Source organism: Pseudomonas sp. AC239 (genome assembly GCF_979258545.1).
Genome location: NZ_OZ409864.1, coordinates 5,085,927 through 5,101,926, shown reverse-complemented (window position 1 = coordinate 5,101,926; position 16,000 = coordinate 5,085,927). Strand labels below are relative to the sequence as shown.

Annotated in this window: 11 protein-coding genes and 1 tRNA gene; 5 read left to right on the top strand and 7 right to left on the bottom strand. The window is 59.5% G+C overall.

What is annotated here, in order from left to right:
• Positions 1 to 2 precede the first annotated feature (2 nt).
• The 4 genes from fdhE to ACZ0AZ_RS23170 all read left to right on the top strand — a co-directional run bounded on the left by fdhE (position 3) and on the right by ACZ0AZ_RS23170 (position 5,514).
• Positions 3 to 929: a formate dehydrogenase accessory protein FdhE gene (gene fdhE / locus ACZ0AZ_RS23185; RefSeq protein ID WP_463538239.1), complete on the top strand. Its 927-nt coding sequence runs from the start codon at positions 3 to 5 to the stop codon at positions 927 to 929.
• Positions 930 to 2,087: 1,158 nt separating this feature from the next.
• Positions 2,088 to 3,500: an L-seryl-tRNA(Sec) selenium transferase gene (selA, locus tag ACZ0AZ_RS23180; RefSeq protein ID WP_463538238.1), complete on the top strand. Its 1,413-nt coding sequence runs from the start codon at positions 2,088 to 2,090 to the stop codon at positions 3,498 to 3,500.
• Positions 3,497 to 5,413 (top strand): selenocysteine-specific translation elongation factor, encoded by a 1,917-nt coding sequence (selB, locus tag ACZ0AZ_RS23175; RefSeq protein ID WP_463538806.1) that lies wholly within the window; start codon positions 3,497 to 3,499, stop codon positions 5,411 to 5,413. Before selA ends, selB begins: the two co-directional genes overlap by 4 nt.
• A 5-nt stretch (positions 5,414 to 5,418) precedes the next feature.
• Positions 5,419 to 5,514 (top strand) — tRNA-Sec (locus ACZ0AZ_RS23170).
• A 2,114-nt stretch (positions 5,515 to 7,628) separates the two neighbouring features.
• Here ACZ0AZ_RS23170 and ACZ0AZ_RS23165 read toward each other — a convergent pair.
• The 3 genes from ACZ0AZ_RS23165 to ACZ0AZ_RS23155 form a co-directional block, all read right to left on the bottom strand.
• Positions 7,629 to 9,533, bottom strand: coding sequence for a hypothetical protein (locus ACZ0AZ_RS23165; protein WP_463570655.1), 1,905 nt, complete (start codon positions 9,531 to 9,533; stop codon positions 7,629 to 7,631).
• A complete protein-coding gene (locus ACZ0AZ_RS23160; RefSeq protein ID WP_463538235.1) occupies positions 9,425 to 9,934 on the bottom strand; it encodes a hypothetical protein in 510 nt (169 codons plus the stop codon). Before ACZ0AZ_RS23160 ends, ACZ0AZ_RS23165 begins: the two co-directional genes overlap by 109 nt.
• Positions 9,935 to 10,278: 344 nt before the next feature.
• Positions 10,279 to 10,515, bottom strand: a complete 237-nt coding sequence (locus ACZ0AZ_RS23155) for a short-chain dehydrogenase (RefSeq protein WP_310408738.1) — start codon at positions 10,513 to 10,515, stop codon at positions 10,279 to 10,281.
• Between ACZ0AZ_RS23155 and ACZ0AZ_RS23150 the strand changes: the two genes are divergently transcribed.
• Positions 10,516 to 10,638 (top strand): hypothetical protein, encoded by a 123-nt coding sequence (locus tag ACZ0AZ_RS23150; protein WP_268747874.1) that lies wholly within the window; start codon positions 10,516 to 10,518, stop codon positions 10,636 to 10,638. It abuts the gene before it with no gap.
• A gap of 136 nt (positions 10,639 to 10,774) precedes the next feature.
• Here ACZ0AZ_RS23150 and ACZ0AZ_RS23145 read toward each other — a convergent pair whose 3' ends face one another.
• The 4 genes from ACZ0AZ_RS23145 to ACZ0AZ_RS23130 form a co-directional block, all read right to left on the bottom strand.
• On the bottom strand, positions 10,775 to 11,188 hold the full coding sequence (locus ACZ0AZ_RS23145) for a hypothetical protein (RefSeq protein ID WP_039763990.1): 414 nt from the start codon (positions 11,186 to 11,188) through the stop codon (positions 10,775 to 10,777).
• A 198-nt stretch (positions 11,189 to 11,386) separates the two neighbouring features.
• Positions 11,387 to 12,682 carry an OprD family porin gene (locus ACZ0AZ_RS23140; RefSeq protein ID WP_463538234.1) on the bottom strand — a complete coding sequence of 432 codons (1,296 nt, stop codon included), beginning with the start codon at positions 12,680 to 12,682 and terminating at the stop codon, positions 11,387 to 11,389.
• Between the two features lie 93 nt (positions 12,683 to 12,775).
• A complete protein-coding gene (locus tag ACZ0AZ_RS23135) occupies positions 12,776 to 13,963 on the bottom strand; it encodes an MFS transporter (RefSeq protein ID WP_129999361.1) in 1,188 nt (395 codons plus the stop codon).
• A 312-nt stretch (positions 13,964 to 14,275) separates the two neighbouring features.
• Entirely contained in the window at positions 14,276 to 15,862 is a 1,587-nt protein-coding gene (locus ACZ0AZ_RS23130) for an ABC-F family ATPase (RefSeq protein ID WP_016774693.1), read from the bottom strand.
• Between the last annotated feature and the right edge of the window lie 138 nt (positions 15,863 to 16,000).

Sequence of the window (16,000 nt, the reverse complement as noted above, 5' to 3'; positions counted from 1 at the left end):
TTTTGCCAAGCATTCTTGAACCCGGGGAAATCGAGGCGGCGGCCAGTTCGCCGCCGTTTCTGTACCTGCCACCACGTAACCTGTTTGCCTTGCGTGCCGAGCGCCTTGAGCGTCTGGCCGAGGGCAACGGGTTGGCCGATTACCTGCGGCTGATCGCCGGATTGTGCCAGGCGCAACAGCAAGTGTTCGACGATCCGCCGCTGAGCGCGCGGTTTGATGCGCAGCGTTTCGAGGCCTGTCAGCAGCGCGGTCTGCCGCCGTTCGCGGCGGACACGTTAGTGCGCGAGGATGCTTGGCAGCCGTGGCTCGATGCTTTGCTGCAACGCTATGCGCCAGCGGATCAGCCTGCGGTGATCGACGCGCTGGACACTCTGCGCGGCGCCAGTGCCGGCCAGTTGCGCGCGTGGGCGGTGGCGCTGGTCAGTGGGCAATATTCGCTGGTGCCGGCGGCGCTGGTGCCGTTTCTCGGCGCGGCGCTGCAAGCCGCTTGGAGCCACTGGCTGCTCAGCGTGCCGCAGCTGCAACTCAAACCTGGCGACAGCCTCAGCCAATGCCCGGCCTGTGGTTCGCCGGCCATGGCCGGGGTGATTCGCCATCGCGGCAAACACAACGGTTTGCGTTATCTGGTGTGCTCGCTGTGCGCCTGCGAATGGCATGTGGTGCGGGTCAAGTGCGTGTATTGCGAACAGAGCAAGGGCCTTGAATATCTGAGCCAGGAAGATGTTCGACACAGCGCCGAACAGGCACCGCTGCGCGCCGAAGTCTGCCCGAGCTGCAACAGCTACCTGAAATTGCTCTACCTGGAGAACGACGCCGAAGCCGAAGCGTTGTCAGCGGACCTCGGCAGTTTGCTGCTGGACATGCGTCTGGCCCAGGACGGCTATCAGCGTCTGGCGCCCAATCTGCTGCTGGCGCCGGGAGACGACTGACCAGAGCAAAATTGTGGAAGGGGGTGTGCTCCCACAGGTCTATGTGCCGAATCACAAAGCCCGGTCAGACCCCGATTTCCCTGTGGGAGCGAGCCTGCTCGCGAAGGCGGCGGGTCAGCCACATCCACACCAACTGACACACCGCATTCGCGAGCAGGCTCGCTCCCACAGGTCTTGTGGTGACCAACAATGTTTATTCCACTCCGAATCCCTGTGGGAGCTGGCTTGCCAGCGATTAGGTCGGCACAGCCACCGCCTTCTTTGACGGACCCACCGCAATCGCTGGCAAGCCAGCTCCCACAGGTCTATGTGCCGAATCACAAAGCCGGGTCAGCCACGGATTTCCCTGTGGGAGCGAGCCTGCTCGCGAAGGCGTCAGGTCAGCCACATCCACACCGACTGACACACCGCATTCGCGAGCAGGCTCGCTCCCACAGGTCTTGTGGTGACCAACAATGTTCATTCCACCCCGAATCCCTGTGGGAGCTGGCTTGCCAGCGATTGGTCGGCACATCCACCACCTTCTTTGACTGACCCACCGCAATCGCTGGCAAGCCAGCCACAAATTTGTGTGCCGAATCACAAAGCCCGGTCAGCCCCGTATTTCTCTGTGGGAGCGAGCCTGCTCGCGAAGGCGTCAGGTCAGCCACTTCCTCATTGATTGACACACCGCATTCGCGAGCAGGCTCGCTCCCACAGGTTTTTGTGGTGACCAACAATGTTCATTCCATCCCGAATCCCTGTGGGAGCTGGCTTGCCAGCGATTGGTCGGCACATCCACCACCTTCTTTGACGGACCCACCGCAATCGCTGGCAAGCCAGCTCCCACAGGTTTTTGTGGTGACCAACAATGTTCATTCCATCCCGAGTCCCTGTGGGAGCTGGCTTGCCAGCGATTCGGTCGACACAGCCACCGCCTTCTTTGACTGACCCACCGCAATCGCTGGCAAGCCAGCTCCCACAGATGTTGTGCCGGACCACAAAACCCCTGTGGGAGCGAGCCTGCTCGCGAAGTCGTCAGGTCAGCGACAACCACACCAACTGACACACCGCTTTCGCGAGCAGGCTAGCTCCGGCAGTGCGTCTACACTTCTGAAACCCTTTCGGGAGCAAGCTTGCTACCAAAAGGGATTGTTTCAGTGAAATCAGGAGTGGCTGATGTCTTCCAGCGTTGCCCTGCGGTTGCCGTCCATTGATGGCTTGTTGCGTCACCCGGCGTGCGTGCCGTTGGCCGAGCGCTACGGCCGGGATTCTTTGCTGACGGGCCTGCGTCAGTTGCTCGATGAGCTGCGGCCCGGCGTGTTGAGCGGGCAATTGGCGGCTGTGGAGATCGGTCCCGAAGTGCTCGCCGGGCGCGTCGGCGAGCGCTTGGCGCAACAGCAGCGCAGCCAGGTGCGCCGGGTATTCAATCTGACCGGCACGGTGCTGCACACCAATCTCGGTCGCGCCTTGCTGCCCGAAGAAGCCATCGAAGCAGTGCAAATGGCCGCACGCTATCCGCTCAATCTCGAATTCGATCTGGCCACTGGCAAGCGCGGTGATCGCGATGATTTGATCGAAGGCCTGATCCGCGAATTGACCGGCGCCGAAGCGGTGACCGTGGTCAACAACAATGCCGCTGCCGTGTTGCTCACCCTCAACAGCCTCGGCGCACGCAAGGAAGGCATCATTTCGCGCGGTGAACTGATCGAAATCGGCGGCGCCTTCCGCATCCCCGACATCATGGCCCGCGCCGGCGTGCGCCTGCACGAAGTCGGCACCACCAACCGCACCCATGCCCGTGATTACCAAGCGGCGATTGGCCCGCGCAGCGGCTTGATCATGCGCGTACACGCCAGCAACTACAGCATCGAAGGTTTTACCGCGCGAGTGCCGACCGCTGAGCTTGCCGAGTTGGCGCACACCCATGGTTTACCGTTGCTGGAGGATCTGGGCAGCGGCAGTCTGCTCGATCTGACCCGCTGGGGGCTGCCGGCGGAGCCGACGGTGCGCCAGGCCTTGCTCGATGGTGCCGACATCGTCACCTTCAGCGGCGACAAATTGCTCGGCGGGCCGCAGGCCGGGTTGATCGTTGGGCGCAAAGAGCTGATCGCGAAGATCAAGAAGAATCCACTGAAGCGCGCACTGCGGGTCGACAAGTTGACCCTGGCCGCGCTGGAAGCGGTGCTCGGTTTGTACCGCGATCCGGATCGCCTTGCCGAGCGCCTGCCGAGCTTGCGCCTGCTGACCCGTCCGCACGCCGAGATTCATGCGCAGGCTCTGCGTTTGCAACCGTTGCTCGCCGATGTGTTGGGCGAGGTCTGGCTGGTCAGCGCGGTCGAGGCGTTGGGCATGATCGGCAGCGGCAGCCAACCGGTGGCGCGTTTGCCGAGCGCGGCGCTGTGTTGTCGCCCGCAAGTGTCCAAACGCTGGCGCGGGCGTTATCTGCTCAATCTCGAAGCGGCGCTGCGCGGTTTGCCGATCCCGGTACTCGGGCGGATCGACGACGATGCGCTGTGGCTGGATCTGCGCCAGCTCGACGATGAACCGGCGTGGCTGGCGCAGCTGGCGCAATTGCAGGTCGACCTGTGATCGTCGGCACGGCAGGACATATCGATCACGGCAAGACCACGCTGTTGCAGGCGCTGACCGGACAAACCGGCGACCGCCGCCCGCAGGAGCGCGAACGCGGCATGACCATCGATCTCGGTTACCTTTATGCCGAACTCGAAGCGGGCGCCGGGCTGACCGGCTTCATCGACGTGCCTGGCCACGAAAAATTCACCCACAACATGCTCGCCGGCGCGCAGGGTATCGATCTGGTGTTGCTGGTGGTCGCGGCCGACGACGGCGTGATGCCGCAGACCCGCGAGCATCTGGCAATCGTCGAACTGCTCGGCATTCCCCGCGCCCTGGTGGCGATCACCAAGTGCGACCGTGCCGGAACGGGCAGGGTGGAAGAGGTGCAGCGCCAAGTGCTCGATCTGCTGGCGCCGGGGCCGTTTGCCGAGGCGCCGACCTTCACCGTGTCGAGCGTGAGCGGGCAGGGCGTCGATGCGTTGCGCGCGACGTTATTGCAGGCACAGCGCGAAGTGCAGGCACGCAGTTGCGAAGGCGGATTTCGTCTGGCGATTGACCGTGCATTCAGCGTCGCGGGTGCGGGGATTGTGGTCACCGGCACGGCGTTGTCGGGCACGGTTGCAGTGGGCGAGAAACTGGTTCTGGCGCCTGCGGGCAAATCGGTGCGCATTCGTGGCCTGCACGCGCAGAACCAGGCCGCCGAGCAGGCCTTTGCTGGCCAGCGCGTGGCGCTGAACCTCAGCGGCGAGCGCCTGGAACTGGCGCAGATCCACCGTGGCCAATGGCTGCTGGCGGATTGGCTGCATGCGCCAACCGAGCGCATCGACATCGAGTGTCAGCTGTTGCCCGGCGAGCGCACTTTCGAACATTTCCACCCGGTACATCTGCATCTCGGCACCCAGGACGTCATCGCCCGCGTCGCCTTGTTGCAAGGCCCGCGCCTGAGCTCAGGCGAACGCATGTTCGCGCAACTGCTGATCAATGCGCCGGTGCACGCGGTAAAAGGCGATCGGCTGATCCTGCGCGATTCCAGCGCCCAGCGCACCCTTGGCGGCGGCATCGTCCTCGACCCGTTCGCCCCGGCCCGCCAACGCCGCAGCCCCGAACGTCTGGCGCAACTGCAAACCCTCGCCCTTAGCGTCAACCTCGAACAAGCCCTGCCAGCGTTGCTCAACAACAGCCCCGGCGGCTTCGACCCACAACGCCTGGAACGCCAGTTCAACCGCCCGCGCGCGCAGTGGTCGCTGGCGGAGAACATCCGCCTGATCGAAACCCGTCAAGGCGCGCTGCTGTTCAACGTCCAGCGCTGGGGCCAGCTGAAATTCACCTTGCTCGAACAACTGGCGCGATTCCACGAACAGGAACCCGACCAGATGGGCCCGGACCGCGATCGCCTGCGCCGCTTCAGCGCGCTGGCCCTGGAACGTTCGACATTCATCAGCCTGCTCGACGAATTGCTCAACGCCGGCTCAATCCTCACCAGCGGGCCCTGGTTGCACCTGCCTGATCACCAAGTGCGCCTGAATGCCGACGACGAAAACCTCTGGCAGCAATTACAGCCGTTGTTCGAACAGGCCGGTTTCGACCCGCCATGGGTGCGCGACGCCGCGAAAGTGCTCGGCGAAGAAGACGCCAGCGTCCGCTTGCTGCTGCGCAAACTCGCACGCCTTGGCCTGATGCACCAGGTGGTGCGCGACCTGTTCATCAGCGACATCGTCCTGCGGCAAATGGCGGCGCTGCTGCTGAAACTCGCCGAAGAAAATTCGGCGATCGAAGTGACAACCTTCCGCGATGCGCTAGGCTTGGGACGCAAACGCTGCATTCAGTATCTGGAATATTTCGACCGACTCGGCCTGACCCGCCGCCTCGGCGAATCCCGCCAGATCCGCCCCGACAACGCGCTGGCTAACGCCGACGCACTCTGAGTTCAGGAAGACAATCGCGCCCGGTGGCGCGGCCGGGCTTCAAACCCGGTTGGGGACGGCATCCGTTCCCGGGCAGGTTCGACTCCGGCTGTCTTCCGCCAGTTTTTCATAGCCATCCGCAATCCACTGCAGGAGCGAGCTTGCTCGCGAAAGCATTGTGTCAGTGACGGGGAGGTCGACTGATACTCCGCCTTCGCGAGCAAGCCCGCTCCCACAGAGGTCTTCAGCTGTTGCAGGATTTGTGTCCGACATGGATCAAATGTGGGAGCGAGCTTGCTCGCGAATGCATTGGGTCAGTGACGGGGAAGTCGACTGACACTCAGCCTTCGCGAGCAAGCCCGCTCCCACAGAGGTCTTCAGCTGTTGCAGGATTTGTATCCGACATGGATCAAATGTGGGAGCGAGCCTGCTCGCGAGAGCATTGAGTCAGTGACGGGGAAGTCGACTGACACTCAGCCTTCGCGAGCAAGCCCGCTCCCACAGAGGTCTTCAGCTGTTGCAGGATTTGTGTCCGACATGGATCAAATGTGGGAGCGAGCCTGCTCGCGAGAGCATTGTGTCAGTGACGGGGAGGTCGACTGATACTCCGCCTTTGCGAGCAAGCTCGCTGCCACAGGGATCTTCAGCTGTTGCAGGATTTGTGTCCGACCTGGATCAAATGTGGGAGCGAGCTTGCTCGCGAAAGCATTGTGTCAGTGACGGGGAGGTCGACTGACACTCAGCCTTCGCGAGCAAGCTCGCTCCCACAGGGATCTTCAGCTGTTGCAGGATTTGTGTTCGACATGGATCTAATGTGGGAGCGAGTTTGCTCGCGAAAGCATTGGGTCAGTGACGGGGAGGTCGACTGATACTCCGCCTTCGCGAGCAAGCTCGCTCCCACAGGGGTCTTCAGCTGTTGCAGGATTTGTGTCCGACATAGATCAAATGTGGGAGCGAGCGTGCTCGCGAGAGCATTGGGTCAGTGACGGGGAGGTCGACTGATACTCCGCCTTCGCGAGCAAGCTCGCTCCCACAGGGATCTTCAGCTGTTGCAGGATTTGTGTTCGACATGGATCTAATGTGGGAGCGAGTTTGCTCGCGAAAGCATTGAGTCAGTGACGGGGAGGTCGACTGATACTCCGCCTTTGCGAGCAGGCTCGCTCCCACAGGGATCTTCAGCTGTTGCAGGATTTGTGTCCGACCTGGATCAGATGGTGGGAGCGAGCTTGCTCGCGAAAGCATTGGGTCAGTGACGGGGAGGTCGACTGATACTCAGCCTTCGCGAGCAGGCTCGCTCCCACAGGGATCTTCAGCTGTTGCAGGATTTGTGTCCGACCTGGATCAGATGGTGGGAGCGAGCTTGCTCGCGAAAGCATTGGGTCAGTGACGGGGAGGTCGACTGATACTCCGCCTTCGCGAGCAAGCTCGCTCCCACAGGGATCTTCAGCTGTTGCAGGATTTGTGTTCGACATGGATCTAATGTGGGAGCGAGTTTGCTCGCGAAAGCATTGAGTCAGTGACGGGGAGGTCGACTGATACTCCGCCTTTGCGAGCAAGCTCGCTCCCACAGGGATCTTCAGCTGTTGCAGGATTTGTGTTCGACATGGATCTAATGTGGGAGCGAGCTTGCTCGCGAAAGCATTGGGTCAGTGACGGGGAGGTCGACTGATACTCCGCCTTCGCGAGCAAGCTCGCTCCCACAGGGGTCTTCAGCTGTTGCAGGATATGTGTTCGACCTGGATCAAATGTGGGAGCGAGCTTGCTCGCGAAAGCATTGTCAGTGACGTGGAAGTCGACTGATACTCAGCCTTCGCGAGCAAGCCCGCTCCCACAGGGGTCTTCAGCTGTTGCAGGATTTGTGTCCGACCTGGATCAGATGGTGGGAGCGAGCTTGCTCGCGAAAGCATTGGGTCAGTGACGGGGAGGTGGACTGATACTCAGCCTTCGCGAGCAGGCTCGCTCCCACAGGGAATCTCCGCCGGCCCCCAAAGCGCACAAGCCGGCGGATTCTGGCTTGGCTGTAGGCAATGGCGCAAGTAGTTGTAGCCTTGAGGCCGTGTCTGCAGCTGTCGTTTAAATGCCTTGGTTTAAATCAAAAATTGTATCGGCCATGATGACTCCCTCTCGAGCAGGCCGGAATGAACCGCAGTTCACGCAGCCTTCCCGCATAACTGCGGCATTTCCACGATTCACCTAGCAATTCCCTGCAATGATTCACTGCGCAGCCCTCGTCAGATTATTGAGTGGCCTTGCATGATATTTTTTTCAACCGAATATTGTCCATTTCCACCAGGTAGGTGCTCTCGGAGGCGATTTCAATTTCATGTGGCAGGTCCGACATCGGAATCTCCAGGAAAAATCGCATAGTAATATTTACCCAGGTAGCAACGACAGGGAATCGTAAATTTACAACGCTGCTGCTTGTTTTTTCGTTATAGAACGTCAACCAAAATGTACTTTTTCCTCCAGCGCATCGATAGTCGAGACTTAATTCGAAGGCTTGACCTTTAAGGTTTGGATATGATTTTCTCAGGAATAACTTATGAAACCCTCCTATGTATATTGAGCGGGCATAGTATTCATCTGATTCTTTAATTATTGATCCCCAGGAATTATATATCTGCCAGCCATTCGTATTGAAGTCGGTAAAGGTGGTTAAGTCTTCGTATTCTGTGTGGACTCTGCAAACCAATTTGGGAAATGCAGTTGTATTAACCTCATCAAGTTCACCGCTGAACGAAACCTTAACCTCAACTTCCAACGTCGAGCCTTCTTTCATCTCTTGCAGCCCAGCCAAAGGTATCGGGTGCTTAATGCCTCCCAAATCCTCCGTCGTCACCTCCCTTCCCTTATAAGCCTCTTCAACAAACCCGGTACTGCCATCAGTTTTGATTTCGGTATACGTCAACCAAACTCTCTGTCCCAAGGCAATCAACGGCCAAGCCGTCGTGCGCGTGTGATCCGACGGCAGCAGATCCGCAGGATCCAGCTCATCTCCCGATACCCGGTCAATCGTTGGCGTGGGCAATTCGCTATGCCCATCCGGTATGTTTTGCACGCTTAACGCCAGCGGCAGTGATCCACGTGTTACGGACCCGGTGGTCTTGCTGTAGCGAACACTTACTTCCTGCCCCAAATTGTACGCGACCACGCTTTTATCAATCGCAATCTCCTGCGTACCGAGCACTTCTACAACGTAAGGCGGCGACGTATAGGAGCCACCGGCAGGAACGCCCGCAGCACCGGTCCACGTGACTACAATCACATCCTTGAGCTGAATAGATGGATCACTGACCAAAGCGGTCAAACCATCCTTCGCCGCAAACGGGAACATGCTGTTGCCCTGTGCCTGTTTGATTTTTGGTGCCTGCAGATCCGGGGCGGATTCGCCAATGATTTCAGCCGTGGCGATTCCGGATGTGCCGATAACCGTGCCCTTAGGCCGTTCAACCTGAAAGCGCACCTGCAGGGTTTTTTCTGGAACGAGCTGGTCTTTGGCTATGTGAACAACGCACGTGGCCAGATCGCCGAAGTCATCAGCCGGGAATGCAGCGGGGGCGGTAGCCTTTTCCGCTGAGTCGTCGAGCCGGTAAAACGCTGTGACCAGGTCGCCGATCTGATACAACAGATCATTTGCACGGACCACCACTAACAGCGACTTGTCTATATCTTCGAGATCGACAACCTTGGGGTCATCGGAGTTGTCGCTGGTGTCTTCGCGCAACAGAGGTATCGGGAAGAAATTGCGCACAAGATCAATATTCGCGTAAATAACCCCCGACCAACGATGGCCATCGGTGAAGTTACCGAGTTGATCGCGAACCCTGTATTTGAACGGGCAGTTGTCGAGGCTGCCGACCCATTCGAACATGGTCCGGTCGATCAGCGCGGAGAATGATTCGCCCACATCGTCGGGGTCTAACTTGACGGTGAATTGCTCGCTGTTGATGTCCAGGGTGATCGTGTCGTAGGCCTTCATGTGCGAGTAGGTGTAAGTGGCGAGGACGCCGGCGGTGACCTCGTCTTTGCCGATCAGTGCCGGATTACCGAGTTTGGCCGGCAGGCGATTTGCAGCCCCGGGTGCACACCAGTGCCCGGCACGTCGTTGCCGCCGGGCAGTGTTTTGCTGCAAAGCGCCCATAGTGGGGTGGAAGAGGATTCGTTGCCGCTGGGTCGACGGGTTTTGTAGAGAATATCGTTGGTGACGGTGTCCAGCAGGTCGTCCAGGAATACGTTGAAGAACAACACATCGTCGCGGTTAGCGGGCTTGATGGCCACGCCTTCCATTCGCTTGCCATTGAGCCACCAGGAAACTTCGTCTATGTCGTTGGGATAATCGGCATCGGCAGGTATCGGATCGATACGCAGGGTCACCGCGCCAGCGAGCACGCCTTGTCTGTTGGTCACAGGTTTGAAAAGGCTGAGAGGTATGCCTTGCACCGGTACATTGACTGGTTTGTCGGCTCTCTCGCTGATTACGTTTTCAGTGGCCGCGACGATCCGAGGCGGAAAGTACTCCAGCGTATTATTGGTTTCTGCCATGGGACACCTTCCTGATGGGCGGGCCGGGGAGTGGTGGCCGCATGGGAGATATCAGATACCCAGTGAGAGAAATTGCCTACTGTCAGATCTGACAGTGGACAGTGGTTTTTCGACGAATGGTAGGGGTGTGTGAATGGAATATCCCGGTGGGAGCGAGCGTGCTCGCGACGGCAATCGGTCAGTCGACATCTCAGTGACCGACCCACCGCTTTCGCGAGCAGGCTCACTCCTACAGGGTTTGTGTTTCCCCTTGGCAGCTTGAATCAAAAGATCGCGGCCTTTGGCAGCACCTGCAAATCTGGGTAGGAGCTGCCGAAGGCTGCGATCTTTTGACCTTGTGTGCTTCAGACCCGTAAACGAATCTGCCGCCCGAGCACATCCATCACGTCACAGCCATCGCGCAGCAACATCGCGGCGGCGTGGGCGAGTTGTTGTACATCGGCGCCCTTGGCCGAGGAGATGTCCAGGCTGGCGAGGCTTTCCATCATTTGCGTGACCGCGAGGAAGCGGCTGGCGGCGCTGCTGTGCAGGACGTCGAGTGGACCCGGCGCATCCGAATATGCCCCACACACAGTCACCATATGAGCGGACACAAAAGTGCACGAGACGACACCAAGGTTCACCCGAGCCTTGAAATGATGGGCAAACCGTTCGCGCTGGAGGCAATGCCCCTGAATATCGACCGGATTCGTACGCGGGTGTGAAACAAAATCCGTACCGTTAGCTGAGATCTCCGATAATCAACGCAACCCTGTGGGAGCGGGCTTGCTCGCGAAGCGGCTTGTCATTCGACATCCATGTGACTGGCCCGGCGCTTTCGCGAGCAAGGTCTACGATGGACTAGACACTCTTGATCACCCTGAGCACCTTTTTGGGCGCCTCCGACTCGCCATTTTTGCGGTGCAGTAAATAGCTGATGTCGTACTCGGGCTTTATCTCCAGTTGGTTCTGCGAGATGTAAAACTCGAATGGGGAGTTGCGGTTGGCCTTATTGATTTCGATGGAATCAATTTCTACACCATCGATTGTGCAGGTGATTCGAACGTAGTCGTTGCTTTCCTGCGCCAGGGGTGGATCGACGCGATAGATGACGGCAGTTACCTCAGCGCCCTTTGCGTTGGTCAACTTTTTGAAATTGCTCGGAAAAACCAGTTCCCGCGGTCCGTCCTCCGGCCGCTGCGGTCCTCCACGGGCGACGCGGATTGCGTCTTTGATACTTCCGGGGTAATGGAGCAGTACGCTGTCATCTTGCATGGAACACCTTCCTGGTTGGATGGCCAGTCAGGGCTGGCCGGGCAAGGAAGATCAGACACCGGTTGCGGGCGTTTGGGTACTGTCAAACCTGACAGGTCTGGGGCGGTTTCCGATGGACGGTCATCGTTGGCTGAGCCCACCGTTAGTGTCGGGCGTGAGATGGCATCCCCTGTATTTCAAATCGGGATGGGCGGTGGGTTAGAATCCCAGCGGGTACTGGATGACGACGTAAATCCGGTCAATGTCATCGCCGGCCTGGGCTTCATTGGCGCGGTGGCTGACGTGCGACAGCTGCACCGACAGGTCCTTCGCGGCGCCGGACTGGACGATGTATTTCAGGTCGATGTCGCGTTCCCAGTGTTTGCCGCCATCACCCTGTTGCGGCTGATAGTCGTCACTGTCGGCATCGAACGGGTTGTAGGCGCCGCCTCGGGGCGCGTGGCTGCTGTCGATGTGGCTGCCGCTGACGTAGCGGGTCATGAAGTTCAGGCCGGGGACGCCGAGAGCGGCGAAGTCGAAATCGTAGCGCGCTTGCCAGGAGCGTTCGTTGGCGCCGTTGAAGTCGGCGTATTTGATCGAGTTGGCGAGGTAGATCGAGTCGCCACCAACGAAATCGAACGGCGTGTCGCCATTGATCCGTTGCCAGCCGAGCATCACCGCGTGGGGGCCGAAGCTGTACTTGCCGGAGAGGCTGAACGCGGTGTTGTCGATCTCGCCAGCCAACGCGCGGCCGGTATCGCGGGTGTGGTAGAGGTTGGCGTCGAGCAACACACCTGATTGTTTGAAATGCAGGTTGCCGTAGTACTGATGCCAGGTGTCGCTCAGTTCCGAGGCATACAACGCGCCGCCGACCGGGCTGCTGCTGAACAGGTCGGCGCCGACGAAGCTGATGCCGCCCGCTTCGGTGTTGGCGCCGTAACCGTAGAAGTCGCCTTGGCCGGAAGAGCTGTCCTGATTCTTGAACGCAGTGAAATGGCCGGCGACCAGATTGACGTTATTGAACTCGGCGCTGTTGAGCAGAAAGCCTGTGGCGTATTCCGGTTGCAGGCGTTTGTCGGACGTGTCGAAGACCGGGGTTTCCACGGTCATTTCGCCGAAGGCCAGGGTAGTGCGCGAGACTTTCAGCTTGAATGCACCGCCAGCGCTGGAGTAGTCATGTTCGCTGCGACCATCGCTGTCGACCGGCAGCAGACCGGTGCCGGAGTGACCCTTGCCGCCGTCGAGTTTCAGGCCGGCGAAGGCGTGGGCGTCGATGCCGAAACCGACGGCTCCATCGGTGAAACCTGATGAGAAGTTACCTATAACTCCCTGAGCCCACTCCTGTTTGTAGTTTTTACCGGAGGGTGTTGGCGAGCGGTAATCGTTGCTCAGGTAAAAGTTGCGCAGCAGTACATCGCTTTTCGCATCGGCGAAAAAACCATCGGCGCAGGCGCTAGCGCTGAGGCTGCAGAACAGTGCAAGCAGGGTGAAGCGCGAGGGGGCGCAGTTGATCATGGTCAGGGCCGGCGGCAATTGGGATGGCGCTGATGATCGACTGTGCCGAGCCAAAAGGATTGGGTCGATGTGCTCAGTTGGCGCTGGCCAGAGTCAGGCCATTGCCCGGCGCTTGAGCAGCAAAGTCAGGCCCAGTCCGGTCACCGACAGCAGTGCTGCGCTGAAGAAAATCCATGAATAACCCAGGTTCAACGCCACCGCGCCCATCAGCGGCCCGGCAATTGCCAAGGCCAGGTCGAAGAACACGGCATAAGCTCCCAGCCCTGAGCCGCGACTCGAACTCGGCACTTGCTTGATTGCTTCAACCCCCAGCGCCGGGTACACCAGCGACAGCCCGAACCCCGCCAGCCCCGCGCCAATCAGGGCATACGCGGTGGAAGGCGCCAGCCACAGCATCACCAGCCCAATGGTTTCCACTGTCATGCAGGCGATGGCCGAGGCAAAGCCGCCAAACCGGGCGATGGCCGAGATAAACAACAGCCGCGACAGAATGAAACAAACGCCAAACACGGTCAGGCAGTAAGCCGCGCCGGTCCAGCCTCGGTTGAGGTAATACAGGGTGATGAAGGTGGTCAGCGTGCCGTAGCCGATCGAGGCCAGGGTCAGGCTGGTGCCGTACGGCGCAATCTTGCCGAACACCGCCCAGAACGACAGGCGCTCACCGCGAATCACTGGCACCGATGGCTTGTTGCGGATCAGCCACAACGCACCGGCCGCCAACGCCGACAGCGCAATGCCAAGGCTGACGAAACCGTATTCAGCCACCATCACCACACCCAGCGGCGCGCCGATGGCAATCGCGCCGTAGGAGGCGATGCCGTTCCAGCCGATGGATTTCGCCGTGTGCTCGACACCGACCTGGCCCATGCACCAGCTTATGGTGCCGACGCCGATCAGGCCTTGAGCAATACCGAGCAACAGACGCCCGGCAATCAGGATCAGCAGGCTGGTCAGCGGAAAGCTCTGCAGCAAGGTCGACAGCAGGGTCAGCGCGCCGCTGAGGACAATTCCCCACAAGCCATAAATGATTGCCCGCTTGGTGCCGAGGGTGTCCGACATGCGCCCGGCCATGGGCCGGCTGAGCAGTGTGGCCAGGTACTGCGAACCGATCACCAGCCCGGCGATGATCGCGCTGAAACCCAGTTGCTCATGGACGTAACCGGGCAATACCGCAATCGGCAAACCGATGCAGAGAAAGGCAATGAAGGTGTAGAAAACGATGGAGACGATCTGCAGGGTGATCGCCAGGGAGCTTTGCGGTGGCAGTGGCTGCGCAGACATGAGCACTCGTTCGCGGGTGGCGGTGGGAGAGTTGCGAACATCATGGCGCGGGGCCGGGATAAATGAAAGCAGGCTAACTATTAATCCGTCGGATCTGGGTGGTGAAGCTGAGGGCCCCTTCGCGAGCAAGCTCGCTCCCACAGGGTTTGGGTGGAGCGGTTGATTGCTGACCCACCACGCAACCAATGTGGGAGCGAGCCTGCTCGCGAATTTCTGCGCATCCACAATTCCCAAACGCCGAATGCAAAAAGCCCCGTCACAAAGGACAGGGCTCTTAACTTGCAGCTTGCAGCTTGAAACTAAAAGCTGCTCTTAGAAAACAACGCCTTGGCTACGCAGGTAGTCGTCATAAGTGCCGCTGAAGTCGGTCACGCCGTTCGGGCTCAGCTCGATGATGCGCGTGGCCAGGGACGATACGAACTCACGGTCGTGGCTGACGAAAATCAGCGTGCCCGGGTAGTTTTCCAGCGCCAGGTTCAGCGCCTCGATCGATTCCATGTCCAAGTGGTTGGTCGGTTCGTCCATGATCAGCACGTTCGGCTTTTGCAGGATCAGCTTGCCGAACAGCATGCGGCCTTGCTCACCACCGGAGATGACCTTGACCGACTTGAGGATCTCGTCGTTGGAGAACAGCATGCGGCCCAAAGTACCGCGAATCATCTGCTCGCCCTGGGTCCACTGACCCATCCAGTCGAACAGGGTAACGTCGTCTTCGAAGTCGTGAGCGTGGTCCTGAGCGTAGTAGCCCAGTTCAGCGGCGTCGGTCCATTTCACACTACCGGCGTCCGGGGTCAGTTCGTTGACCAGGGTGCGCAGCAGGGTGGTCTTGCCGATACCGTTCGGGCCGATGATCGCAACGCGCTCGCCGGCTTCAACCTGGAAGCTGAAGTCCTTGAACAGGGGCTTGCCATCGAAACCCTTGGCCATTTTCTCGACCATGACCGCCTGACGGTGCAGCTTCTTGTTCTGTTCGAAACGAATGAACGGGCTGACACGGCTGGAAGGCTTGACCTCGGCCAGCTGGATCTTGTCGATCGCCTTCGCGCGGGAGGTGGCCTGCTTGGCTTTCGAGGCGTTGGCCGAGAAGCGGCTGACGAACGATTGCAGTTCGGAAATCTGCGCTTTCTTCTTGGCGTTGTCCGACAGCAGCTGCTCGCGGGACTGGGTCGCCACGGTCATGTATTCGTCGTAGTTGCCCGGGAACAGACGCAGCTCGCCGTAATCCAGGTCAGCCATGTGCGTGCACACGCTGTTCAGGAAGTGACGGTCGTGGGAGATGATGATCATCAGGCTGTTGCGCTGGGTCAGAATGTTTTCCAGCCAGCGAATGGTGTTGATGTCCAGGTGGTTGGTCGGTTCGTCGAGCAACAGCACTTCCGGATCGGAGAACAGTGCCTGCGCCAGCAATACGCGCAGTTTCCAGCCTGGCGAGACTTCGCTCATCGGTCCGAAATGCTGTTCCAGCGGAATGCCCAGACCCAGCAACAGTTCGCCGGCGCGGGATTCGGCGGTGTAGCCGTCCATCTCGGCGAATTCGGTTTCCAGCTCGGCGACGGCCATGCCGTCCTCTTCGGACATTTCAGCCAGCGAGTAGATGCGATCGCGCTCGGCCTTGACCTTCCACAGCTCTTCGTGGCCCATGATCACGGTGTCGATCACGGTGAATTCTTCGTAGGCGAACTGATCCTGGCGCAGCTTACCCAGACGCACGTTCGGCTCGAGCATGACCTGACCGCCGGACGGGTCGAGATCGCCGCCGAGGATTTTCATGAAGGTCGACTTGCCGCAACCGTTGGCACCGATCAGGCCGTAGCGGTTGCCTGCGCCGAATTTGACCGAAACGTTTTCGAACAGCGGCTTGGCGCCAAACTGCATCGTGATGTTAGCTGTGGAGATCAATTACCTTACCTATCAATGGGTTAGAGCTGGTCTGTGATGCCTGGTACAAACTTGAGTACCAATCTGGAGCTTTTCCAGCTCCCCCCAGTCTGTGCTTGAGTTGAGCCAACGCGCATAAGCCGTCCGCAACTGGGGCCG

Excerpts from the sequence above, each read along its gene's own strand:
- selA (WP_463538238.1), top strand. The coding sequence starts at position 2,088 with ATGTCTTCCAGCGTTGCCCTGCGGTTGCCGTCCATTGATGGCTTGTTG.
- ACZ0AZ_RS23165 (WP_463570655.1), bottom strand. The coding sequence starts at position 9,533 with ATGGGCGCTTTGCAGCAAAACACTGCCCGGCGGCAACGACGTGCCGGG.
- ACZ0AZ_RS23160 (WP_463538235.1), bottom strand. The coding sequence starts at position 9,934 with ATGGCAGAAACCAATAATACGCTGGAGTACTTTCCGCCTCGGATCGTC.
- ACZ0AZ_RS23155 (WP_310408738.1), bottom strand. The coding sequence starts at position 10,515 with ATGGTGACTGTGTGTGGGGCATATTCGGATGCGCCGGGTCCACTCGAC.
- ACZ0AZ_RS23150 (WP_268747874.1), top strand. The coding sequence starts at position 10,516 with ATGAGCGGACACAAAAGTGCACGAGACGACACCAAGGTTCACCCGAGC.
- ACZ0AZ_RS23145 (WP_039763990.1), bottom strand. The coding sequence starts at position 11,188 with ATGCAAGATGACAGCGTACTGCTCCATTACCCCGGAAGTATCAAAGAC.
- ACZ0AZ_RS23140 (WP_463538234.1), bottom strand. The coding sequence starts at position 12,682 with ATGATCAACTGCGCCCCCTCGCGCTTCACCCTGCTTGCACTGTTCTGC.
- ACZ0AZ_RS23135 (WP_129999361.1), bottom strand. The coding sequence starts at position 13,963 with ATGTCTGCGCAGCCACTGCCACCGCAAAGCTCCCTGGCGATCACCCTG.